Genomic DNA, 23,983 nt, shown 5'->3' with positions numbered 1-23,983 from the left:
GCCCCTAATATTTTCAGGAGGTAAAAAATGAAGATTTTAGTCGCGCTTCTTTCTGTTGTTATCCTGGTTTCCGTCGCTTCCGCCGAGCTCTTGACCACCGCCAATCCGATTGGCCAGGGTAAATGGGCGTTTGCCGGAGCGGCCATGCAGGATTTAAACGTTACAAACAATACCAGCTACAACCTTACTTCTCTTGGCTGTTACGCGGCTTATGGAGCAACCGACAAGCTTGACCTTTATCTCAACCTCGGCACGGCCTCGATGGGCGGCCTGCCATCAGTCGCCGGAGTCCAACTGGCGACAACGCTGACCGCGCTCGGGCTGACGGCAAAGTACGCGATCATTGAAGAGGGGAAAGACATGCCAGTCTCGGTTGGAGTTGGAGGGGGTTATAAAGCGCTCACGACCAACACCACCGCGCCGGCGATCCTGGGCGGCAATACAACGGCCAATGGGTCACAGATTTTGGCCGGGGTTGGCGTCAGCAAGGTGATAATTCCTTTCGTCCCTTATGGTGGATTGGTTTATCGCAGCAGCGCCTCTGGCGGCGCGACCACATCAACCCAGCTTGACCTGACAGTCGGCAGCGCGATCGCCTGGTCGAAGCAAGGGGCGGTCTTTGTTGAATATACGATGCAGTCGATCACCCCGAACGGCGGGACCGTTTATACCAGCGGACAGATCGGGCTCTCCGTAGCGTATGCTATCTAATAGCTAAACAACCAGCTGTCTCAAGAAACAAAGCCCTCCCTCGCGGAGGGCTTTTCTTTTTGTTATGTTATAATAAAAACGTGAAACAGCTTGCCACGCTTATTACCCTCTGCCTGGTGTTGATCGCGCCTCTCTCCGCCTTAACCCCGGAAGAACTGGTGGATAAACTGAACGCCAATTTTTCCCGGATGAAGGATGGCCGGACCGAGATCACCCTTGATACCTCGCTCCAGCTTCTCGGTTGCGGCGGGCTTAACCGCCAGACCGGTTATCTCTGGTTCAAGGCCCCCGACAAGGTCAAAGCGATCGTCGGCAAAGAGACCTACTTCATCCGCGGGAACCGGATCAGGAAGATCGACGGCCAGGGAAAACGTTTCTACGTCACCCTCCTCCACGCCCCCGATTTCACCCCCGGGTTCAACCCTAAGCTGATGACCTACAACTTTCGGCTCAAGACCATAAAAGAGAGCTCGACCGAAGTGGTCCTGGCAGGGATCCCCAAACCGGGGACCTTGAAGAACGTACGGAAAGTCCTCTTTCGGATCGACCCGGTCAACTGCCTCCTGACCGCGATGGACCTGACCTTGAATGGCGGCTTGAGCGGCCGGGTCAATCTCAAATACGAGACGGTCAACGGGATCACTGTCCCCTACACCTGCTACGGCAAATCAGCCCTCGAGATCTTTTCCGGTTCACTGGTCGGCCTGGTCTTTAACTTGAGCGGTCAGAAACTGGTCATTAACAGCGGCCTCCCGGACAGCCTCTTCGACCCCGGCTTCTAACTGAATGGTTGACATTTTCATTGATAAGGTTTATCATAGTTTCCAATGTCAAGCTTTGAGCGTTTCCTGCATGACAGCGAGAAACCGGTCTACACCATCCGGATAGCGGCCCATCTGGTCGGCATCCACCCGCGAATGCTCCGCATCTATGAGGAACGGGGGTTGATCAAGCCGCGGCGGACCAGGAAGAACTACCGCCTCTACTCCCAACACGACCTGACCATGGTCAAGCGGCTCTCTTCCCTGATGGACGAATGGAGCTTGAACCTGGCCGGGGTCAGCGCCCTCTTTGCCATGGCCGAACGCTTCCATATTGAGTTGGAACGGTTACTTGACGAAATGCTGGGTTAAACTATAATAACGAGGGAGGACCAAAATAAATGCTTTGCCAGAAATGTAAGATCAGGCCGGCTTCGGTCCATATCACTAAAATAGTCAACGGCAAGAAAGTGGAGGGGCATCTCTGCCAGCAGTGCGCCGCCGAAGAAGGCTTCGTGCCGGCCGGCCAGGGATTGGAAGGCTTTGGGCTCTCCGAGTTCCCCGGATTCTTTGAATTTCCCGACCTCTTCGCTTCGCTTCTCAAGCGCCGCCCGTCGGAACGCTTCTTCGATTACTTTTCCGATTCGGCCAACAAGATCCTCCAGGTCGCCAACGAAGAGGCCAATCGCCTCGGGCACGACCATGTCCGGACCGAGCACCTCCTCCTCGCCCTGATCAAGGCGGAAGGGACCGCTTCCCAGGTCCTGCAAAAGCTCGGCGTCGACCTGGTCAATCTTTTCTCCGACGTGGAATCGCTCATCGGTCGCGGCGAGGGTGCGCCGCAAAAGATGACCCTGTCACCCCGCGCGAAAAAAGCCCTGGAACTAGCCTACCAGGCGGCCCGGGAACTTGGCTTCAATTATGTCGGCGAGGAACATCTCCTGCTCGGCATCATCCGCGAGGGCGAAAGCATTGCCGCCCAGTCGCTGCACAAGAGGAAAGTGAACTTCGACAAGGTCGCCCGCGAGATCATCGCCGAAGCGGAAAAAACGCTCGGCTCGGCCGCCGGGGAAGAAGGCCCGGAGGAGCTGCCGGAAGGGGAAGAGCCGGAAATCGGCGCCCCGGAAGAGATGTTCGGTTTCCCGGGGCTCGGCCTCGGCGCCGCCCCCAAGCCGGCCAAGCCGGCCCTCTCGACCTTTGGCCGCGACCTGACCGCCATGGCCAAGAAGGGGGAGCTCGACCCGGTCATCGACCGCGAGAAAGAGATCGAACGGATCATCCGTATCCTCTCCCGCCGGACCAAGAACAACCCCGCCCTTCTCGGCGACCCCGGGGTCGGCAAAACAGCGATCGTCGAAGGATTGGCCGAACGGATCGTCAAAGGTGAAGTTCCGGAGACCTTGAAAGATAAGACAGTCATCGCCCTCGACCTAGGTGGAATGGTCGCCGGGACCAAATACCGCGGGGAATTCGAAGCCCGCGTTAAAAAAGTGCTCGAGGAGATCCTCGCTAAGAAGCGGCAGATCATCCTCTTTATCGATGAACTGCACACCCTGGTCGGCGCCGGCGGCGCCGAAGGGGCGATCGACGCGGGCAACATGCTCAAGCCAGCCCTGGCCCGCGGGGAGTTGCAGGTCATTGGCGCCACCACCGTCGACGAATACCGCAAGCATATCGAAAAAGACGCCGCGCTCGAACGCCGTTTCCAGCCGGTCCTGATCAACGAGCCCTCGATCGAGCTGACCATCGAGATCCTGAAAGGGATCCGCGACAAATACGAGGAGCATCATCACGTCAAGATCCCCGACGCGGCCATTGTCGCGGCCACCACCCTCGCCCAACGCTATATCTCCGATCGCTTCCTCCCCGACAAGGCGATCGACGTCATGGATGAAGCGGCCGCCAAGGTCCGTCTGCTGACCATCGCCCCGCCAGCGGAATTAAAACTGCTCAAAAAAGAGCTGGCCGCGGCCCAGAAAGAGACGATCGCCACCGGGAAGATCCCCGAGCTGGAAAAGAAGATCAAGGACCTGGAAGAAAAATGGCAAGCCGCCCGGGGGGAAAGCGAACCGACCGTGACTGAAGATGATATTGCCGCCATCATTTCCGACTGGACCGGGATCCCGGTCGTCAAACTGACCGCGGCCGAAACCGAGAAACTGATCCACATGGAAGCCGAGCTCCACAAGCGGGTCATCGGCCAGGACGAGGCGATCACCGCTGTCTCCCAGGCGATCCGCCGCGGCCGCGCCGGACTGAAACCGCCGCAACGCCCCGTCGGCTCCTTTATTTTCGCCGGACCGACCGGCGTCGGCAAGACCGAAGTGGCCCGCCGCCTGGCGGAATTCCTTTTCGGCACACAGGAAGCCCTGGTCCGGGTCGACATGTCGGAATATATGGAAAAACATACCGTTTCGCGGCTGATCGGCGCCCCTCCCGGCTATGTCGGTTACGAGGAAGGCGGCACCCTGACGGAAGCGGTCCGCCGCAAGCCGTATTCGGTCCTCCTCTTCGATGAGATCGAGAAGGCGCATCCCGACGTTTTCAATATCCTGCTGCAGATGATGGACGACGGCCGGCTGACCGACAGCAAGGGGCACGTGGTCGACTTCAAGAACACCGTCATCATCATGACGACCAACATCGGCCAGCGCGAGATCGTTATGGGCGGGGCGATCGGCTTTATGGCGCGGGAAGACCGCGAAGCGACCTACGACAAGATCAAAGAGACCGTTATGGCCGATCTGAAAAAAGGTTTCCGGCCGGAATTCCTCAACCGGGTCGACGAGATCATCGTCTTCCACCCGCTGACCGAGGATGAGCTGAAACAAATTGCCGGTTTGATCCTGACCGACCTGCAAAAACAGGTCGCCGACCGCGGGCTCAAGCTCGAGGTGAGCGAGCCGGTCAAGACGCTGGTGATTAAAGAGGGCTACGAACCAAAATACGGCGCCCGGCCGCTCCGGCGCGCCGTCCAGCATTTGCTGGAGAACCCCCTCTCCAACGAGTTGATCGCCGGCAAGTTCAAAGCGGGCGACATCGTTTCGGCTGAAGAGGATAAGGGGAAGGCGATTTTCAAGACGGTAGGCAAACTACCGGTCATTCAGGTCAAAGAAGAACCACCAAAGGAAGAGAAACCAAAAGAAGAGAAGCCCAAACCTAAAGGAGAGAAGCCCAAAAAGGCGCGGGGAAAATGAACGACTACTCCCCTGCGCAACTCGAGCCAAAGTGGCAGGCCGAATGGGAAAAGCAGCGGCTTTTTCTAACCCCTGATATCCCAACAACCGGATCCCCTGATAACCAGAAATATTACGACCTCGTCATGTTTCCCTATCCTTCCGGGAATCTCCACATGGGGCACGTCCGGAACTACGCTATCGGCGACGTGATCGCCCGCTACAAGCGGATGCAGGGCTTCTCTGTCCTTCAGCCGATCGGCTGGGACGCTTTCGGCATGCCGGCCGAGAACGCCGCCATTAAAAACAAGACCCACCCGGGCCCCTGGACCGACAGCTGTATCGACCGGATGAAAAAACAGCTCAAACGGCTCGGCATTTCCTACGACTGGGACCGCGAGGTCAACACCAGCAAACCCGAGTATTATAAATGGACGCAGTGGCTGTTCCTTTTGATGTACAAAAAGGGCCTCGCTTATCGCAAGAAGGCGACGGTCAACTGGTGTCCGAGCTGCGCTACCGTCCTGGCCAACGAACAGGTTGTTAAGGAAGACAAGTGCTGGCGCTGTGAAACGACTGTCGAGCAACGCGAGCTGGAGCAATGGTTCTTTAAAATAACTGACTACGCTGACCGCCTGCTGGCCGATCTGGAAAAGCTGTCGGGTTGGCCGGAACCGGTCAAAATAATGCAACGAAACTGGATTGGGAAATCAGAAGGTGTAGAGATTGACTTCCCCCTCCCCTCTCCCTCTGGGAGAGGGGATAGAGGGGTGAGGGCTCTCAAAGTATACACGACAAGGCCAGACACCTTGTTCGGGGTAACTTACATGGTTTTAGCACCCGAACACCCTTTAGCGCTGGAATTATCTAAAGGAACTCCTCAGGAAAAAACCGTAAAAGAGTATATAGAAAAGGTCAAACACGAAAGCGCGCACGAGCGGGCGATCTCGACCGCCAAAGAAGGGGTCTTTACCGGCGGCTACGCGATCAACCCGGCGAACGGCGAGGAAGTCCCCATCTGGATCGCTGATTATGTCCTGATGGCATACGGCACCGGCGCTGTTATGGCAGTACCCGCGCATGACCAGCGCGACTTCGAGTTCGCCAAAACCCACCAGCTTCCTCTTAAAGTTGTTATCCAAGCCGGAAACCGCGACGTTCAGTCGCAGGTTTCCGATGACAAAGCATTCGTGGACGAAGGGATCATGGTTAATTCTGGGGAATTTGATGGCTTGACCAGCAGCGAAGCCCTCGAAAAGATCGGCGACAAGTATGGCGAGTGGCAGGTTAAATATAAACTCCGCGATTGGCTGGTTTCCCGTCAGAGATACTGGGGCGCTCCCATCCCGATCATATATTGCGAAAAATGCGGCACGGTCCCCGTCCCGGAAGCCGATCTTCCCGTCCTTTTGCCTACAGATGTTAAATTTACCGGTGAAGGGGCTTCACCGCTAACCCAGTCCAAAGCTTTCCTGGAAGCGAAATGTCCAGATTGCGGAGAGGTTGGGCGGCGAGAGACCGATACTTTAGACACCTTCAACTGTTCATCGTGGTACTACTTCCGTTACGCCGACCCGCATAACGATAAGGAGCCGTTCAGCAAAGATAAAGCGAAGCAGTGGCTCCCGGTCGACCAGTATATCGGCGGGATCGAGCACGCCATCCTCCACCTCCTCTATTCCCGCTTCTTCACCAAAGTCTTATTTGACGCCGGCTGGTCGCCGACCGACGAGCCCTTCACCAACTTGCTGACCCAGGGGATGGTCGTCAAAGACGGCGCCAAGATGAGCAAGTCCAAGGGGAATGTCGTCGACCCTGATCACATCATTGAAAAGTACGGCGCCGACACCGCCCGGCTCTTCATCCTCTTCGCGTCGCCACCGGAGAAGGAACTGGAGTGGAACGATCAGGGAGTGGAGGGAAGCTATCGTTTTCTCGGGCGGGTTTGGAGGCTCGTTACCGAGAACATCCAACCTCAAACATCAAACCTCAAAACAAATACCAATGAACAAATCACAAAACTCAATCGAAAACTGCATCAAACCATCAAAGCTGTCACCGAAGATATCGAAAGGTTTTCCTTCAACACGGCCATCGCCAGATTAATGGAACTGACCAATACGATGTATGAGCTGGGAACGACCAAAGAGTCCCTCAATTCCCTCCTACTCCTTACTACTCCCTTTGCCCCACATCTGGCTGACGAACTCTGGCACCAACTTGGCAATAAAGATAGCATTTGTAAACAGCCCTGGCCGGCTTACGATCCAGAGCTGGTCAAGGAGAGCGAGATCACGATCCCGGTGCAGGTCAATGGCAAATTGAGAGATACTATTCTCGTGGCGGCAGAAGCTGGTGAAGATGAGATCAAAACAAAAGCCCAGGCCAACGAAAAGGTCAGGAGCTTTGTTGCCGACAAACAGATCGTCAAGATCATCTACGTCCCGAAAAAGCTGGTCAACATCGTCATCCACGGCTAAAGCTGGTAGGCCATCCCCATTTGCAGGAAATAGCCGGCACAGGTGACGTCGCCCGGGACCGCGCTCCGGCCGTTGTAAGTAACATACCCCGCTTTAACCGCCAACTTCTGCCCCTCGGCTATCTGGCGGAGCGCCTCAACATAGACCAGGTAACCGAGCCGGCTGGAGATGCTGATCAGCGTCCCGCCGCCCGGAGTAAAAACGCCATAGTTCAAACCGAGCCCGGCGCTCACTTTGAGCGGGCCGGCCCGGAAGAGGTCTTTGCCAACCGTGATGTAGGGCGAAGTGATCGCCATCTGCGCTTCGCCGGAGCCAATCACGATCACCGCCGGATAATTCAGGAAAAATCCAAGGTCGAGATTAACATCGATCACCGGCAGGACAAACTTTACTTCGGTACCGACACCATATTGCGGCCGGTAGGTCAAATTATAGGTTGAGGTGCCGGTCGTCTCGCCGTACCCGACCGAAGTCGCGCTGCCAAAGATCAAAACATGGTTCGGTTTCCTGATCTTCGACAGCAGTTCCTCGTTCGGTTTGGCGACAATGATCGTCTCTTCCGACTCGCGGACCTCAACAATGCCGTCCTGGATGTTCTTGTCGTCCTTGACCACCCGGACGTAATGCTTGCCGGCCGGGATACTGGAGATCGTCGCCCGGTCCTGGCCGACATATTTCGCGTCAACATAGATGTCCGCGCCGTTCACATCAGAATAAACCGTCAATTTACCGTAAGCCGCGTCAGGGTTGAAGGTCGGCGCCTTGGCCGCCCAACCGGGAAGGGCCGATAATCCTATCAAGATCAGGAATCCTGCGACTAAACGTAGCGGATTCCAGCTTGCAAGGAGGCCGCGAAGTTCATTCGCTGGTTTCCTTGCATTATTTGAAGTTTGAAGTTCCACTGTTCACCTCTCCGCCGCGATTATAACACCCGCGTGTTATAATGCAATTATGCTCGAAACCCTTATGGATCAAATACTTCCGCTGGTCCAGAAGCCGGCCAGATACATCGGCAACGAGCTCCATTCTTCACATAAAGATTGGGCTAAAGCCGCGGTCAAAGTTTGCCTGACCTATCCCGACACCTATGAGATCGGGATGTCGAACCTCGGCCTGCAGATCCTCTACCATATTATTAATGACCAGCCGGACTGCCTGGCCGAGCGGGTCTTTTGTCCTCTGCCGGACATGGAAAATCAACTTCAAACTTCTCCGCCAAAGGCGGATCCGCCTCCGGCGGAAAACCTCAAACTTCAAAGTCTGGAATCGTTTAAACCAATCAATGAATTTGATATCATTGGCTTTAGTTTGGGCCACGAGCTGACGTACACGAATATCGTCACGATCCTCAAGCTTGCGGGGCTCCCGCTGTACAGCAAGGACCGGGGCGAAAAAGATCCGCTGATCCTCGGCGGCGGACCGTGCGCCTTTAACCCCGAACCGGTCGCCGACTTCTTCGACCTCTTCGTCCTCGGCGAAGCGGAGGAAGTCATCATCGAGATCGTCAAAATATTACGAACCACGATCCACGAACCACGATCCACAAAACTACCAGCCTTGGCTAAAATTCCCGGAGTTTACGTTCCTGGGATAAGCGGCAAAGTGACCAAGCGATATATTAAAGACCTCGACACCGCCCCCTTCCCCACTAAACCGATCGTCCCGTTCGTGGAGGCGATCCACGACCGGGCGGCGCTTGAGATCATGCGCGGCTGTAAATGGGGTTGTAAGTTCTGCCAGGCCGGCTGGACCTACCTCCCGGTCCGCGAACGGAGCGAGGAGTTACTGCTCAAGTCTGCCGACGAACTGATCAAGAATACCGGGTACGAGGAATTATCCTTGCTTTCCTTATCCAGCTCCGACTATAGCCACATTGAAACGCTGGCCCGGACCCTAGCCAAGAAATACGAGGCCAAAGGAATAAATATCGCCCTCCCCTCTCTCCGGACCAACTCGTTCTCGGTCAAGCTGGCCCGCGAGATCGCTCGCGTCCGGGTCGGCAGTCTGACCCTCGCCCCGGAAGCGGGAACGCAGCGGCTCCGCGACGTCATCGGCAAGAACATGACCGAGCCGCAGATCATGGAGGGGGTCAAGGCGGCCTTCGATGAAGGGATCGACGCCCTCAAGCTCTACTTCATGCTTGGTTTGCCGACGGAAACAGAAGAGGACCTCTTTGGGATCGTTGACCTGGCGAACCGGATCCACCAGCTCGGCCGGAGCTATTCGAAACGGGTCCGGATCACAGTCAACCTTTCCACTTTTATTCCCAAGCCTCATACCCCGTTCCAGTGGGAACAACAGATCGGAATCGAAGAAACCTTGGCCAAACAACGGCTCATTAAGAAGAACCTGACCGCCCGGGGGATCGAACTGCGCTGGCACCAGGCGGAAGCCAGCTTCCTCGAAGGGGTCTTTTCGCGCGGCGACCGCCGGCTGACGGCGGTGATCGAGCGGGCCTGGGAACTAGGGGCAAGGTTGGACGCCTGGTCGGAACATTTCAAGTTCCCCCTCTGGCAGCAAGCTTTCGCCGACTGCGGCCTCGACCCAAACACCTATCTGGCCGCTAAACCCAAAGACCAGCCCCTCCCCTGGGATTTCATCGAGACTGGGGTAAGCAAGGAGGCCCTGCTTCGTGCCAAGAATAAAGATTGAATACTCCAAGGGCGAAGAGGTCAAATATCTCTCCCACCGCGACCTGATGCGGGCCTTTCAGCGGGCGATCAGGCGGGCCGACCTGCCGATCGCCTTCTCCCAGGGTTTTAATCCACACATGAAGATCTCGTGGGGCCAGGCGCTCAAAGTCGGAGCGACTTCGGCCGCTGAGCCGGCGGAACTGGAAATGTCAGAGTGGGTCAAACCGGACGAGTTGATGGCCCGCCTTAACGCCTCCCTCCCCAAGGGACTTGCAATCTCCGCGGCTTTTCTGGTATAATAACCAACTGTTATGTACGCTATCATCGAAACTGGGAGCAAACAATACAAGATCAAGGCAGGCGATATCATCGATGTCGAGCTGCTGGACAACCAGCAGAGCGTCACTTTCAGCAATGTCCTGCTGCTGTCTGACGGGGAGAAACTCGAGGTCGGCGTCCCTTACGTCCCGGGGGCCAAAGTTTCCGCCAAGGTCATCGGCAACGTTAAAGATGACAAAGTGACCACCTTTAAATATAAGAACAAGACCAACTATCACCGGACCATCGGGCACCGGCAGAATTACACCCGGGTCCAGATCGAAGGAATCAAACATGGCGCATAAGAAGGCCGGCGGGGCCTGCCGCAACGGCCGTGATTCGGAAGGCCAGCGCCTCGGCATCAAGCGTTCCGGCGGACAAAAGGTCAAGGCCGGGGCGATCATCGTCCGCCAGCACGGCAGCACCTTTTATGCCGGTTTGAACGCCGGGATCGGCTCGGACTTTACCATCTTCGCCAAGACCGCCGGTACGGTGGTCTTTACCGGCAACCGGATCAACGTCCAGCCGTAAAAAGCTGGGCCGTTTATGGCTAAAAAACATACCTACCAAACGATCGTCATCAAGATCGGCTCCAGCACGCTAACAACCCCCCATGGCACCCTTGACCTGGCGAACCTCCGGCGGATCGTCGCCGAAGCAGCTACTCTGGTCAAGCAACAGAAAAAGGTCATCATCGTCACTTCCGGGGCGATCGTGACCGGAGCGCAGGCCTTAGGTCTAAAAGAAAAACCGAAAAGCATCCCGCAAAAACAGGCGGCCGCCGCTATCGGGCAGTCCCGGCTGATGCGCCAGTATGAAAAAGCGTTTGAAGAGCGCGGGATCATCGTCGCCCAGGTCCTGTTGACCCGCGACGCCCTGGCTGACCGGCAGCGCCACCAGAACGCCCGCAACTGCCTCCACACTCTCCTCGCGGAAAAGGTCGTCCCAGTCATCAACGAGAACGACACCGTCGCCGTCGACGAGATCCGGATCGGCGACAACGACACCCTGGCCGCGCTCACCGCCCGGCTGGTCGGGGCCGATCTCTTGATCGTCCTGACCGATGTCGACGGCTTCTTCATGAAGGACAAAAAAGGCGCTCCTTTCCTGGTCTCGGCAATCAAGCGGATCAATAAGGCGGTCAGAAGCGCCGCCGGACACTCGGCGACCCAACAAGGGACCGGGGGGATGATCACCAAACTGGGCGCGGCCGAGATCTGCCTTAAGGCCGGGATCGATCTGGCTATTATCAATGGCCGCAAACCAGGGCTGATTGCCGGGGCCGCCCAAAAGAAGATCAGCGGCACCCTCTTCACCGCCAAGAGTTAACCTTCATTGCTTTAGCGTCGTTTTTGTAGTATAATTTTACTGTCCCAAAAGAAAAAAACATAGAGAGGGGGTTCCATTGTGAAAATTAGAAAAATGTCCGTCCCTTCCTTGTTGTTCATTGTTTCATTGTTAATTGGGTCATTGGTCGCCGGCTGTGCGCCGGCCAAGAAGAGCGGGGGCGAAAAAGTCATTGAAATGTGGGTCATGCCTAACTCCCTCAACCCGATCACCGACATCGAGACCATCCTCAAGCCGTTCGAAGAGAAGACCGGCATCAAGGTCCGGATCACCTCGGTCGACTGGGGCGCCGGTTGGAGCAAGATCACGACCGCCGCTACCTCGGGCGACGTCCCCGATATCGCCCAGGTCGGCTCCACCTGGGTCTCTGCCCTCGTCGGCATGGGGGCCTTGGAAGATCTCTCCAAAGAAGCGATCGCTTCGCTCGGCGGGCCGGGGGCCTTTGTCCCGGTCGCCTGGCAAACGGTTGGCATCGAAAACTCCGGCAAAGTTAACGCCGTGCCGTGGTTCGTCGACGCTCGCGGCCTCTTTTTCCGGACCGATGCCCTGGCCAAGGCCAAGGTCAAGCCCGGTGATATGGCGACCTGGGACGGTTTCAAGTCCTCGCTCAAAAAACTCTATGACGCCGATCTCGTGTTCGACGGCCAACCGATGGCCCCGCTCGGCATTTCCGGCAAGAACGACTGGAACGTCATCCACGCTCTGGCGCCCTGGATCTGGATGGCCGGCGGCGACATTCTTTCCGCCGACCGCAAGAGCTGCGCCCTCGACAGCGATGCCGCTTATGAGGGAATATCATATTTCATCAGCCTGGCCAAGGACGGCTATGTTCCGATCGAATACCTCGAGCTGAACACCGCCCAGGTCAGCGCCAACTTCAACAGCGGCGCCTGCGCCATGTATTTTGACGGGCCCTATGAGATCAGGACACTCACCCGCCCGGTCTCGGAGGGTGGGGCGGCTGATTCGCCGACCGCCAAGAATTTCGCCGTGGTCGGTTATCCGAAAGGCCCCAAGGGGAGGATCACTTTTGTCGGCGGCTCGACCCTGGCCATCTTCAAGCAAAGCAAGAACAAGGCGGCCGCGTTCGAAGTGATCAAGTATCTCGCCTCAAAGAAGCCGCAGGTGGAGTACGCCAAGGTGACCGGTTTCCTGCCGGCGCGCAAGGAAGGGTTCAGCGATCCCTACTTCGCCAACGACCCGAACCGCAAGGTCTTTAAAGAAGCCGTCTTCTACGGCAAGACCTATCCCGCCATCCCGAGCTGGGGACTGCTGGAGCCGCTCCTGACCCGGCGCCTCGGTATCCTTTGGGATTATGTCACCTCCGGCAAAGATGTCAGCCCCGAAGTTATTAAAGAACAACTGAAATTGGCCAAGAAAGAAGTCGAATCTATTCTGTCGCAAAACAACAGGCGGTAAACCATGTGCGGAATAGTTGGTTATGTCGGTTATAAGGAAGCCCTCCCTTTCCTGGTCGAGGGCCTCAAGAAGCTGGAGTACCGGGGCTACGACTCGGCCGGGGTCGCCACCTTGGACGAGGGAAAGCTTTTTGTCAGCAAGTGCGTCGGCAAGATCGTCGATCTGGAAACTTTGCTGGCGGGCCAACCGATCAACGGCCTGATCGGCATCGGCCACACCCGCTGGGCTACCCACGGCCAACCCTCCCACATCAATTCCCATCCTCACGTTGACTGCCAGTCGAAACTCGTTGTCGTCCATAACGGCATCATTGAGAACTTTCTCGAACTCCGCAAGGAATTGATCGCCCGCGGCCATACTTTCCGCTCGGCGACCGACACGGAGGTCTTCGCTCACCTGATCGAGGCCAATTATGCCGGCGACCTCCTGACAGCGGTCCGCACTTCGCTCGGACAGGTTCGGGGAACCTACGCCCTGGCGGTCATTTCCGAACACGACCCCGAGAAGATCGTCGTCGCCCGCTCCGGCAGTCCGCTGATCATCGGCCACGGGGAGAACGAGTCGTTCGTCGCCTCCGATATCACCGCCATCCTTAAATATACCAGCCGCGTCACTTATCTCGACAACGGCGAACTGGCCGAGATCTCCCCGGCCGGAGTCAGGATATTTGATGCTAACGGCCGGCCGGTCCTGAAAGAGACCAGCCTGATCTCTTGGGACCCGGAGTCGGCGGAAAAAGGGGGCTACGCCCATTTCATGCTCAAGGAGATCCACGAGCAGCCGAACGCCCTGCGCAAGACGATCGAGGGACGGGTCCAGGCGGAAAGCCATAAGATCCATTTTGACGAATTGAACTTGAGCGATGAAGAGATCAGGTCGATCAACCGGGTGGTCTTTACCGCCTGCGGCACCTCCTGGCACGCTGGGTTGATCGGCGAATACCTTTTCGAACAATTCGCCCGGGTCCCGACCGAGGTCGAATACGCCGCCGAGTTCCGCTACCGGCATCCGATCATCGATAATAAAACACTGGTCATCGCCATCACCCAGTCAGGTGAAACGGCCGACACTTTGGGCGCCGTCTGGGAAGCCCGGGAGCAAGGGGCAAAAGCGGTCGCCATCTGCAACGTGGTCGGCTCGACCATCGCCCGCGAAGCGAACGGGGTCGTCTACACCAGCGCCGGCCCGGAGATCGGGGTCGCCTCGACCAAGGCCTTTACCACCCAACTGGCCATCATCTACCTGCTGGCCATCCTTTTCGGCCAGAAACGCGGCGTGTTAAGCGAGGCGGCCGCGACCAAGCTGATCAACGACCTGATCGAACTCCCGGAGAAGGTCGAGCGGACCTTGCTCGGCGAACCGATCGTCGAAGAGATCGCGGAAAAATATCGGGGCACGACCAACGCGCTCTACTTAGGCCGCGGCAAAGGATTCCCCATCGCCCTGGAAGGGGCGCTCAAGCTGAAAGAGGTCTCCTATATCCACGCCGAAGGTTATCCCGCCGCCGAGATGAAACACGGGCCGATCGCCCTGATCGACCGGAACATGCCGGTCGTCGTCCTCGCCCTGGCCGGCCGCCGCTTCGAGAAGATCCTCGGCAACATCGAAGAGGTCAAGGCGCGCGGCGGACAGGTTATAGCCGTAACGACCGCCGGCGACAGCAGCCTGGCCGAACGGGTCGACGAGGTCATCTATATTCCCCAGACCTCCGAAGCGCTCTCCCCGCTCCTGGCGGTAGTGCCGCTCCAGCTTTTCGCCTACTACATCGCCGTCAAACGGGGCTGCCACATCGACCAGCCGCGCAACCTCGCCAAGAGCGTCACCGTCGAATAGCCGTTTTTTTGACTCACGACGCTTAACCCTGTAGAATACTAACGAGATGTTGAAGCCGAAATACTATATCTCTTCCGAGAACGAGTTCGTCATCGAGAATTACAATTCCGCGCCAACCTTCTCCAGTTTTTTTCCGGGAGTGGCCGGCACCTTCGGTTGCCCAATGTGGGTTTTCTACGCCAATCGCGGGCAATGCATCACCTCGGCCGGTTTCCTCGATAAAGACGACGCCATCATGGAGTTCCAGGCCGCCAATAAAGCTTATCGCGACGTGGCGCTCAACGGCTTCCGCACCTTCCTCAAGATCGACGGGGTCTTCTATGAACCTTTCTCGGAACGATCGGACTCGCCCAAGGAGATGCGGATCTCTTCCCACGGGCTGACCCTGATCGAGGAAAACCAAAAGCTTAAGCTCCGGGTCGAGGTCGATTTTTTTACTGTGCCGAACGAGGCTTTCCCCGGTCTCGCCCGGGTGGTTAAAGTGACCAACCTCGGCCGGCGCCCGCGCCAGGTCGAGTTGATCGACGGCCTGCCGATCGTCATCCCGTTCGGTTTTGCCAACGATTTCCTGAAACGGCTCAGTCAGACGATCGAGGCTTGGTGCCAGGTCGAGAACCTGGAGCGCCACGCCCCGTTCTTCCGGCTCAAGGTCCTGCCGGCCGACGTTTCGGAAACCAAGTTGATCGAGAAAGGCCATTTTTTCCTCTCCTTCGCCCAACAGGGGAACAAGCAGAGCCAGGTCGATCTGATCATCGACCCGACGCTCATCTTCGGCGAGATCTCGAGCCTCGAGTTCCCCGACGGCTTTGCCGTCTCCAACCGTTTTAAACTGCCGCGCAAACAACTGACCCAGGGCTTTATCCCCTGCGCTTTCGCTCACAAGAAGTTCCGCCTCGGCCCCCGGTCGACCTTTGAGCTCTATTCCCTCTTCGGCCAGGCCGACAATGTCCACCTGCTTAACCAACTGAAGCGGCGGGTCTCCAGCCGCAAATATTTCGCCCGCAAGGCGCTCGGCAACCGGACCCTGGTCGATCAGGTTTGCGCCGCCTTTCACATGGAGAGCGCCTCGAAAAGTTTCGACCTCTACTCCCGCCAGACCTTTCTCGACAACGTTCTGCGCGGCGGGCTCCCCGTCACCGTCGGGAATAAAGTGATCTACACCTACTACCGCAAGCACGGCGACATGGAGCGCGACTATAACGACTTTAAGCTGATGCCCACTTATTTCTCCCAAGGGAACGGCAATTACCGCGACATCAACCAGAACCGGCGCGACGACGTTTTCGTCAACCCGGATGTGGGCAACGACAACATCATCCGCTTCTTTAATCTGATCCAACTGGACGGTTTCAACCCGCTGGTCGTTCTCGGCAGCCAATACTGCCTTAAGTCGGCCCGCCAAGCCGAGGCGCTGGTCGCCAAACATTTCAAGGCCCCGGACCAGGCCCTGGTCACCAAACTGACCGCGCCGTTCCTCCTCGGCGAGCTGATCAAAGAGAATGAGGAGACCGGGGCGGAATACAAGATCTCTCGCGAAGAGTTTGCCCGCGAGCTGGTCACCCTAGCCGTCGTGGAAGAAGGGGCGGTCCACGGCGAAGGGTTCTGGATCGACCATTTCTTTTATAATCTCGACCTGCTGGAAAGCTTTGAATGTCTTTTTCCGGAGCAGGTCCGGGAGATACTCTTTAATAAACCGGTCTTTACCTATTTCGACAACGAACATGTCGTGGTTGACCGCCGGGACCGTTACCGGCTGGTCGGGGGAAAGGTCCGCCAGTATGAGGGTGTCCGGCACGATGTCGAGAAATCACATTTACTGAACAGCCGCGGCCAACACCGCCACTTGGTCCGGACCGGACTGGGCAAAGGTGAACCCTATTACACCACCCTGGCCGGTAAGCTCCTCTGTCTGGCGGTGAATAAAGCGGCTTCATTCGACGCCGAGGGGATCGGCCTGGAGATGGAAGCGGATAAGCCAGGCTGGTATGACGCCCTGAATGGTTTACCCGCGCTCTTTGGCTCCTCTCTTTCTGAAGCGCTCGAGCTGAAGCGGCTCGCCCTCTACACCCTCAAACATCTCCGGGACGACGACTCGATCGCCCTGCCGGTCGAAGTCGCCGAATTCCTCGAGGGGGTCAACAATAACCTCCTCGCCTTCTTCAATAGCCACGACAACTTCCAGTACTGGGACGTCACGGCCGGGTTAAAAGAGACCTTCCGCCGCCGCGTCCGGCTCGGGTTGAGCGGCGAAGAGGTCAAGCTGACCGGCGACCAAACTGGCAAATTCCTAAAAAACATCGTCAAGAAATGCGACGCCGGGATCCGCCGCTGTCTCGACAAGTACGGCAATTACTACACTTATTTCATCAATGACGCAGTTGAATTCGAGACCCAGAGCGGCAATACGATCAAGGTCCGCCGCTTCGCCCAGCAGGCCCTCCCTCTTTTCCTGGAAGGTTTTGTCCATGCCCTGAAGGTAGAACAGGACAAGCGGATCTACCAGCTGGTCAAACAGAGCCCCCTTTACGACCGCGAGCTGAAGATGTACAAGGTCAATTCTCCCCTGGAGACCGCGCCGATCGAGGTCGGGCGGGCCCGCATTTTCACCCCCGGCTGGCTGGAGAACGAATCGATCTGGCTCCACATGGAATATAAATATCTCCTCGAACTGCTCAAGGCCGGGATGTACGACGAGTTCTTCCACGATTTCAAGCACGCCCTGGTCCCCTTCATGGACCCGAAAAAATACAAGCGGAGCACCCTGGAAAATTCTTCTTTCCTCGTTTCCAGCGCCCATCCGAACAAGCAGAGCCACGGCCGCGGGTTTGTCGCCCGGCTCTCCGGCGGGGCGATCGAATTCATGGATATGTGGCTGATGATGACGACCGGCAAAAAGATCTTCTCCCTCGACGCTGCCGGCAAGCTCGTCTTCTGCCTGGCCCCGCTCCTCCCCGGCTGGCTTTTTAAGAAAGGAAAACTGGTCTTTACCCTCCTCGGCTCGATCGAGGTCACTTACCTGAACAAAAAAGGGAAGAACACCTACGGCGGGGAACCTGCCGTCAAACCGCGCGCCTATCGCCTCTGCTACGAGGATCGCGAGGTGGAGATCAACGCACCGGTCGTCCCCGAACCGCACGCTCGCGCCATCCGCGACCGCAAGGTCAAAAAAATCGTCGTTACGCTCGATTAGAACTCCGCCCTTTTTTTTGCTATAATGTTCGGGCTATGTTGCCTTTTGGCGTCACTTTCTACCCCGACCAATGGCCGGTAGAAACGTGGGAAGAGAACTTTAGAAATATCAAGAAAGCCGGCTTTAACCTGGTCCGGTTCAACGAGATGGCTTGGGATTGGATCGAGCCGGAGCCGGGAAAGTTCAATTTTGCCGGGCTCGACCGGGCGCTCGATATTTGCGCCAAACACGGTTTGAAAGTCCTGCTCGGGATACCGACCTCGCAAGTCCCGCCCTGGTTCTACCGCCTTTATCCCGCTTCCCGGCCGGTCGCGCAGGACGGAACGCTTTATCCGGAATTTGGCCCCCGGCCGAATGTCTGTAAAGACAATTCCCGTTACCGGCGCCTGGCGGAACGGTTAACCAAGAAGCTTGTGGCCCGTTATAAAAATCACCCGGCGCTGCTCTATTGGCAGGTCGATAACGAGCCGGTCTATCCTCCGCTCGACCACACGACCCAGAACGACTACTGCCACTGTGAGGATAGCCGCCGCGCCTTCCTCGTCTGGGCCAAAGCACGCTATGGTTCGCTTAAAAAACTGAACGAGGTCTGGGGGACGAGTTTCTGGACGAACCATCTCTCTAGCTGGGAAGATATCCGGACCCCCAAAGCGGGGATCTGGGAAGCGGTCTCCCCTCATATCTTCCTCGACTGGTTCCGCTTTAAGACCGACAGCCTCAAGGGTTGGATTGGCCATTTGGCGAAGATCGTCCGGAGCACCGACCAGAAACATCCCGTCGGGACCAACGGCTTTATCGGGATCTGCACCCGGGTCCCCGACCACAGCCGGCTGTGCGAGGGACTCGACTGGTACGGCCTCGATATTTACCCGAAGGGGGGCCGGATGGACGAGCGCGGCCTCGCTTTCATGCTCGATATCTGGCGGAGCTTTACCCGTGCCGGCAAAGCGGAATTCCACGTGACTGAAATGCAAGGTGGCCAGAATGTCCGCTGGGGGTGCCCGGATTATGTGGTCGGGCCGGAGATCAAAGGATGGACCAAGCAGGCTTACGAACGGGGGGCCAAGGCACTCCTCTATCATGCCTGGCGCCCGCCGCTCTTTGGCGCGGAAACGGGCGGATTTGGAATTTTAAAAGCTGATGGATCACCAACGAAGCGATTGGACGTCATCAAGAAGCTTGCCAAAGAAGTAGCGGCGACCTTCAGGTCGCCAAAACATGGCGGTCTAAAGACCGCCTCTACGGCAATTGCCTACCTCCGCTCCAGCGAGGTTCAAACCTACCAGGAACAGGGCCCGCCACGCGGCATTGCCGGACAATGGGAGGCGGTTCGGACCGACATCGGGCTAACTCACGCCCTGGAATCTGCTTCCGGCGCTTACCAGCTGGTTTATAAGAAGAATAAGGAGCTGATCGATTTTATTTTCGATCAGGACCTGGAGGGAGGAAAGCTCCCCTATAAGACGATCCTTCTCCCCAATCCTTATCTTCTTTCCCGGCGCCAGCACGAGAACTTGAAAAAGTGGGTCGCCACCGGCGGGCACTTAATAACTGAAGCCCGTTACGGTCAAAAGGACGAGAATGGCCATCTTTATCCCCAGCCCTTGCTCGAAGACCTGCTCGGGGTAACTTATGACCATGGAGAAATAACAGAGGATGGTTTCTTGGACGTTATTGCGGGCAAGCCGCGCAAATATTTTATTTTGGTAAAGAAAATAGGCCGGGGGAAAGTCAGTTACGCCAACTTCAGCCTGTTTTTAACAATTAGAAAGGGAGCGAGCAAATGGCAAAATACGGCTACTTTGATACGGACAATAAAGAATTCGTTATAACCCGGCCCGATACCCCCCTGCCGTGGATCAACTATCTGGGATCGGAGGACTATTGCGGCCTGATGTCGAATACCGCGGGGGGTTACAGCTTCTATCGCGATCCGAAAGAGCGGCGCCTGACCCGCTACCGCTATAACAACGTCCCGATGGACCGCGGCGGACGCTACATCTATCTGCGCGACAACAGCAGCGAAGAGTTTTGGTCGGCCTCCTACCAGCCGGTGATGAAGTCGAACAAATACGAGTGCCGCCACGGCCTCGGTTACACCGTGATCGAAGTCGAATACGCCGGCGTCCAGACCAAGACGACCTATTTTGTCCCGCTCGGGGAAAACCTCGAAGTTTGGATGATCGAGGTCAAAGCTCAAAAATCACGCGACCTCTCCCTCTTCCCTTTTGTCGAGTTCTGTCTCTGGGACGCGCTGAACGATATGACCGATTACCAGTACAATCTGAACATCGGCGAGACCGAGGTTAAAGACGGGACCATCTACCACCTCTCCCGCTACCGGGTGGAACACAATCTCCTCGCCTATCTCGCCTGCGCCAACGCCACCCCCAAGGGCTTTGACACCCAACGCCGCGACTTTATGGGGAACTATGGCGATTTCTCCGCCCCTCGGGCGGTCGTGGAGGGAAAGATGAACAATTCCCTCGCCTGCGGCTGGGCGCCGGTCGGCGCGCTGGAGATCCCCTGCAAGCTGAAGGCGGGTGAGACCAAGACCTTTATCTTTGTCCTCGGTTACGCGGAAGATAAGAAAGCACCGCCGCAAAAGATCAAGAAGTTCGGCTCCAAGGCGGTCATAGAAAAAGAGCTGCAGCGGTTGAAAGAACACTGGGAGCGGGACCTGAACAATTTCTCCGTCCGGACCCCGGACGAAGAGCTGAACTTAATGGTCAACACCTGGAACCAGTACCAATGCCGCACTACTTTTAACTGGTCCCGCTCGGCCTCGTATTACGAATCGGGGATCGGCCGCGGCATGGGTTTCAGGGATTCGAACCAAGACACGCTCGGCTTTGTCCACATGATCCCGGAGAAGGTCCGCGAACGGATCCGCGATCTCGCTTCGACCCAGCTGCCCGACGGGAGCGCCTACCACCAATATTCGCCGCTGACCAAGAAGGCCAACCCGTCGGACCACAAATACGGCGACGATCATCTTTGGTTGATCTATTCTGTTGCCGCCTATATCAAAGAAACCGGCGACAAAGCTTTCTTGAAGGAAATAATTCCGATCGCCGGCGGCCGCGCGGTCGACCTTTTCACCCACCTGGAAAAAGCAATCGCTTTCTCGATGAATAATCTCGGGCCGCACGGCTTGCCGCGGATCTTCTTTGCCGACTGGAACGACTGTCTTAACCTCGACCAGGGGAAAAAGAAAGCGGAGTCGGTCATGGTGGCGCAGATGCTCGTCGCCGCCGCGAGTGAAATGGTCGAGCTGGCTAAATTGTACGGCCAGCCGGCCAAGTCAAAGAAATATGAAAAGATCGCCCAAGGGATGAAGGCGACGATCAACGAGACCGCCTGGGATGGCGATTGGTACCGGCGGGCTTATACCGACCGGCAAGAGCCGGTCGGCTCGAAAACCTGCCCGGAGGGGAAGATCTACTTGGAACCGCAAGCCTGGGCGCTGATGTCGGGCGTGGCCGACTACGAACGGGGGAAGAAATGCCTCGACGCGGTCAACCGCCTCCTCTCGACCGATCACGGAATAATGATCCTGACCCCGCCCTACTCCCAGTTCCAGCACCAGTTGGGAAGCATCGGCGTTTATCCGCCCGGCTTAAAAGAGAACGGCGCCATCTTTTGCCATCCCAATCCGTGGGTCATGATCGCCGAGTGCCTCCTCGGTCGCGGCGACCAGGCTTACCAGTACTACCGGGCGATCCTCCCGGCGGCGCGCAACAAGATCGCCGATATCCACAAGACCGAACCGTATGTCTACTGCCAGATGATCGCCGGTAAGGCCCACAAGGATTTCGGCGAAGGGAAGAACTCCTGGTTGACCGGTTCGGCCAGCTGGAATTTTGTCGCCGTCTCGCAGTACATCCTCGGCATCCGGCCGGATTATAACGGCTTGAAGATCGATCCCTGCATCCCGAAAGAGTGGAAGGCTTTCTCGGTCAAGCGGCATTTCCGCGGGGCGGATTATTTTATCACCGTCCGCAATCCTTATGGGGCCAGTAAAGGGGTCAAGTCGGTAGTGCTCGACGGTAAAAAGATAGCGTCAAATGTCATCCCGGTGACCAAAGGGAAAGAGCATCACGTCGAAGTGATCATGGGCTAGCGCCCCGCCCGGGCCCTTACTTAACGCCGAAACGGGTCAACCAGACCCCGCCCAAGCCACAGAAGGCGGCGATCATTTTGATCAGGAACCCGCCGACCGGGATCAGTCCGATAAGCGAGAGCAAGATGACGCCGATCAGCGTTTCGGTCATCATCGAACGCCCTTCGATCCTGAAAGCATGCAGAGTTTTCTTCCCCAGCAAATGGCCGACGGCAATGTAGCCGAAAAGACCGGCCGCCGCGAGCAACATCCCCCAGACCGGTATCAGGACAATGCCGATGAGCGAGACCAGCAGGACAATGGTTATCGGGATGAACAGGACAGCGATCAGCAAGCCATAGAGGAAGTTCTGTAATAGATCTTTTTCCAGAACAGCGGACACCCGGCCGACCTGGGAAGTGAACACGGCGACCAAAATGATCGCCAGAACGAGGAAGCCGAAGAAAGAAAGAACATTGAACATGGCGACCCCTTTTAAGATCCCTCCCTTGGTGAAAAACGAGACCGTCGGCGAGATGCCGGCCACGGCCACTTCAACTATATCCCCACGGACGATCGCCCCCGGTTCCCGCATGATCTTCCCGCCAACCGCCACCACGTCGCCGCCGACCGTCGCCGGGTCCTTCAGATAGACCGAACCGCCGACTGAAACCACATCTTCGAGCACCTTGCCGTAAACCGTGACCGAGCCGCCAACGCTGACGGCCGACTGGATCTCGGCCCCTTCCGGGACGACGACGCTTTCGCCAACCTTGACCAACGCTTGTTTCTGTTTTTCGAGCCCTTTGATCACGGCAAAAGCGGCGGCCGCGGCAGAAACGACGATAATGACCACTAGCAGTAAACCTAAGATCTTCTTTAACATCAAAACACCTCCATGGGTATTCGCGAACTGATTATACGGCGGCAAAAGAAGCTTGTAAAGGGTTATTTGCTCTCGCCGTTGCCGTTGACCGGCTCGATGATCAAAACGGCGGCGGCGATGACCGTGCTCCAGAGGCCGCGCTGGCCGATGGCGCTCTGGGTCACGTGCGAAGTGCGGACGATCTTGTCGGACAATTTCCACTGCTCCTGACGTTCGTCCCAGCTCGAATCCTCCTCGAACGGGATACCGAGGACCGTGGCTAGCATCTGGGCCGCGATGTCCTCGGCGTACTCACCGCACTCCTCGTCGGTCATCCCGTTGCCGTGGTGTTCGCTCAAATAACCATAGGTGTTGGGGTCGGCCGGCAGGGCGATGCCGATCGAAGCGGAGATCAGGCGATGCGATTCGTTGGTGTCATTGCGCGACATGACGATAAAAGCGATCTGGCCCGGCTTGATCAATTTCAAGCCTTGCTCGCGGGGGATCTGCTTACAACCGGGCGGGAAAATGCTCGAAACCTGGACGTAGTTGACCGCCTGGATCCCCGCGTCGCGCAGTGCCATCTCAAAGCTGGCCAGCTTTTCCTTATGCCGGCCAACCCCTTTGACAAAAAATATCTTATCCGGAACCATGTCGTTCATAAGCTTGATTATACTCCCTTTTAAGGGTTGGCTGCGAGTCCTTCTTCTTCTCAAACCTTTTCAATAATTTTACCTAATACTTTTCACGGCAGCAAGCGGCACTTTTGATCCCTTTTCCCCGGAGCGGCCCGGCCTTTTAAAAAATGAAAAAAGAAAAATATTTATTGGTTTTAAAACCCCGCCCCAAATACAAACTAATAGTGATATGATTACATAAGACTTACAAACATATGAATAAAGAAGGAATCCAAAAAGGCAAAAAAAGACTTGAATCTTGCAAACATAGATTCAGCCCTCGAATTTGCCCTAATTATAATAAACTAAAAACCGGAAGAATGTATCCAATCCCTTACGAAGGGGCTCCCCCATACGAAGACACAGAAAAGGATATTGTTGACGATGCGATATTATGTTTTGGTTGTGGTACGTTTGAAAAATATTAATGTTTATTTTAATTAACAGATTCTGTCTTTTTTCAACAAAAAC

General features: G+C 56.6%; 19 protein-coding genes. 16 read left to right on the top strand and 3 right to left on the bottom strand.

The annotated features are described in order from the left end of the window. Positions 1-27 precede the first annotated feature (27 nt). The 5 genes from WC903_01160 to leuS all read left to right on the top strand — a co-directional run bounded on the left by WC903_01160 (position 28) and on the right by leuS (position 7,128). Positions 28-711, top strand: a complete 684-nt coding sequence (locus WC903_01160; protein MFA5892565.1) for a hypothetical protein — start codon at positions 28-30, stop codon at positions 709-711. 80 nt (positions 712-791) lie between these two features. Continuing rightward, a complete protein-coding gene (locus WC903_01155) occupies positions 792-1,493 on the top strand; it encodes a hypothetical protein (GenBank protein MFA5892564.1) in 702 nt (233 codons plus the stop codon). A 45-nt stretch (positions 1,494-1,538) separates the two neighbouring features. Beyond that, positions 1,539-1,844 (top strand): MerR family transcriptional regulator, encoded by a 306-nt coding sequence (locus tag WC903_01150; GenBank protein MFA5892563.1) that lies wholly within the window; start codon positions 1,539-1,541, stop codon positions 1,842-1,844. 29 nt (positions 1,845-1,873) lie between these two features. Next, a complete protein-coding gene (locus WC903_01145; protein MFA5892562.1) occupies positions 1,874-4,669 on the top strand; it encodes an AAA family ATPase in 2,796 nt (931 codons plus the stop codon). Further along, positions 4,666-7,128 carry a leucine--tRNA ligase gene (leuS, locus tag WC903_01140; protein MFA5892561.1) on the top strand — a complete coding sequence of 821 codons (2,463 nt, stop codon included), beginning with the start codon at positions 4,666-4,668 and terminating at the stop codon, positions 7,126-7,128. The genes WC903_01145 and leuS overlap by 4 nt, the downstream gene beginning before the upstream one ends. Here the strand turns inward: leuS and WC903_01135 are convergent. Continuing rightward, positions 7,125-7,928: a PEGA domain-containing protein gene (locus WC903_01135; protein ID MFA5892560.1), complete on the bottom strand. Its 804-nt coding sequence runs from the start codon at positions 7,926-7,928 to the stop codon at positions 7,125-7,127. The two genes, leuS and WC903_01135, sit on opposite strands and share 4 nt — an antisense overlap. 151 nt (positions 7,929-8,079) lie before the next feature. On the opposite strand from WC903_01135, the gene WC903_01130 reads away from it, so the two are divergent. The 10 genes from WC903_01130 to WC903_01085 all read left to right on the top strand — a co-directional run bounded on the left by WC903_01130 (position 8,080) and on the right by WC903_01085 (position 21,991). Then, complete coding sequence (locus tag WC903_01130; GenBank protein ID MFA5892559.1) at positions 8,080-9,780, top strand: TIGR03960 family B12-binding radical SAM protein; 1,701 nt, start codon at positions 8,080-8,082, stop codon at positions 9,778-9,780. Further along, a complete protein-coding gene (locus tag WC903_01125; protein MFA5892558.1) occupies positions 9,761-10,060 on the top strand; it encodes a TIGR03936 family radical SAM-associated protein in 300 nt (99 codons plus the stop codon). The genes WC903_01130 and WC903_01125 overlap by 20 nt, the downstream gene beginning before the upstream one ends. 12 nt (positions 10,061-10,072) lie before the next feature. Then, positions 10,073-10,384 carry a 50S ribosomal protein L21 gene (gene rplU / locus WC903_01120; protein MFA5892557.1) on the top strand — a complete coding sequence of 104 codons (312 nt, stop codon included), beginning with the start codon at positions 10,073-10,075 and terminating at the stop codon, positions 10,382-10,384. Continuing rightward, a complete protein-coding gene (gene rpmA, locus WC903_01115; GenBank protein MFA5892556.1) occupies positions 10,374-10,610 on the top strand; it encodes a 50S ribosomal protein L27 in 237 nt (78 codons plus the stop codon). The genes rplU and rpmA overlap by 11 nt, the downstream gene beginning before the upstream one ends. Positions 10,611-10,625: 15 nt before the next feature. Beyond that, complete coding sequence (proB, locus tag WC903_01110; GenBank protein ID MFA5892555.1) at positions 10,626-11,408, top strand: glutamate 5-kinase; 783 nt, start codon at positions 10,626-10,628, stop codon at positions 11,406-11,408. A gap of 78 nt (positions 11,409-11,486) precedes the next feature. Beyond that, a complete protein-coding gene (locus WC903_01105; protein ID MFA5892554.1) occupies positions 11,487-12,845 on the top strand; it encodes a sugar ABC transporter substrate-binding protein in 1,359 nt (452 codons plus the stop codon). A gap of 3 nt (positions 12,846-12,848) precedes the next feature. Then, positions 12,849-14,678, top strand: a complete 1,830-nt coding sequence (gene glmS / locus WC903_01100; protein MFA5892553.1) for a glutamine--fructose-6-phosphate transaminase (isomerizing) — start codon at positions 12,849-12,851, stop codon at positions 14,676-14,678. Positions 14,679-14,724: 46 nt separating this feature from the next. Then, the gene (locus WC903_01095) at positions 14,725-17,868 is read left to right on the top strand and encodes a cellobiose phosphorylase (GenBank protein ID MFA5892552.1); all 3,144 of its coding nucleotides are present in this window, start codon (positions 14,725-14,727) and stop codon (positions 17,866-17,868) included. A 35-nt stretch (positions 17,869-17,903) separates the two neighbouring features. Continuing rightward, on the top strand, positions 17,904-19,700 hold the full coding sequence (locus WC903_01090) for an alpha-amylase family protein (protein ID MFA5892551.1): 1,797 nt from the start codon (positions 17,904-17,906) through the stop codon (positions 19,698-19,700). After that, positions 19,652-21,991: a glycosyl transferase gene (locus tag WC903_01085; protein MFA5892550.1), complete on the top strand. Its 2,340-nt coding sequence runs from the start codon at positions 19,652-19,654 to the stop codon at positions 21,989-21,991. Before WC903_01090 ends, WC903_01085 begins: the two co-directional genes overlap by 49 nt. A 16-nt stretch (positions 21,992-22,007) precedes the next feature. Here the strand turns inward: WC903_01085 and WC903_01080 are convergent, their stop codons facing one another. Continuing rightward, positions 22,008-22,856 carry a hypothetical protein gene (locus WC903_01080; GenBank protein ID MFA5892549.1) on the bottom strand — a complete coding sequence of 283 codons (849 nt, stop codon included), beginning with the start codon at positions 22,854-22,856 and terminating at the stop codon, positions 22,008-22,010. A 62-nt stretch (positions 22,857-22,918) separates the two neighbouring features. Next, positions 22,919-23,488: an arginine decarboxylase, pyruvoyl-dependent gene (locus WC903_01075; GenBank protein ID MFA5892548.1), complete on the bottom strand. Its 570-nt coding sequence runs from the start codon at positions 23,486-23,488 to the stop codon at positions 22,919-22,921. A 239-nt stretch (positions 23,489-23,727) separates the two neighbouring features. Here WC903_01075 and WC903_01070 point away from each other — a divergent pair, with 239 nt between their 5' ends. Next, positions 23,728-23,940 (top strand): hypothetical protein, encoded by a 213-nt coding sequence (locus WC903_01070; GenBank protein ID MFA5892547.1) that lies wholly within the window; start codon positions 23,728-23,730, stop codon positions 23,938-23,940. The last annotated feature ends 43 nt before the right edge of the window (positions 23,941-23,983 follow it).

The sequence above is a fragment of the Candidatus Margulisiibacteriota bacterium genome, assembly GCA_041658645.1.
GTDB lineage: Bacteria > Margulisbacteria > WOR-1 > O2-12-FULL-45-9 > XYB2-FULL-48-7 > JBAZZV01.
The sequence above is the reverse complement of the archived record's forward strand: the minus strand, read 5'-3'. Positions and strand labels throughout refer to the sequence as shown.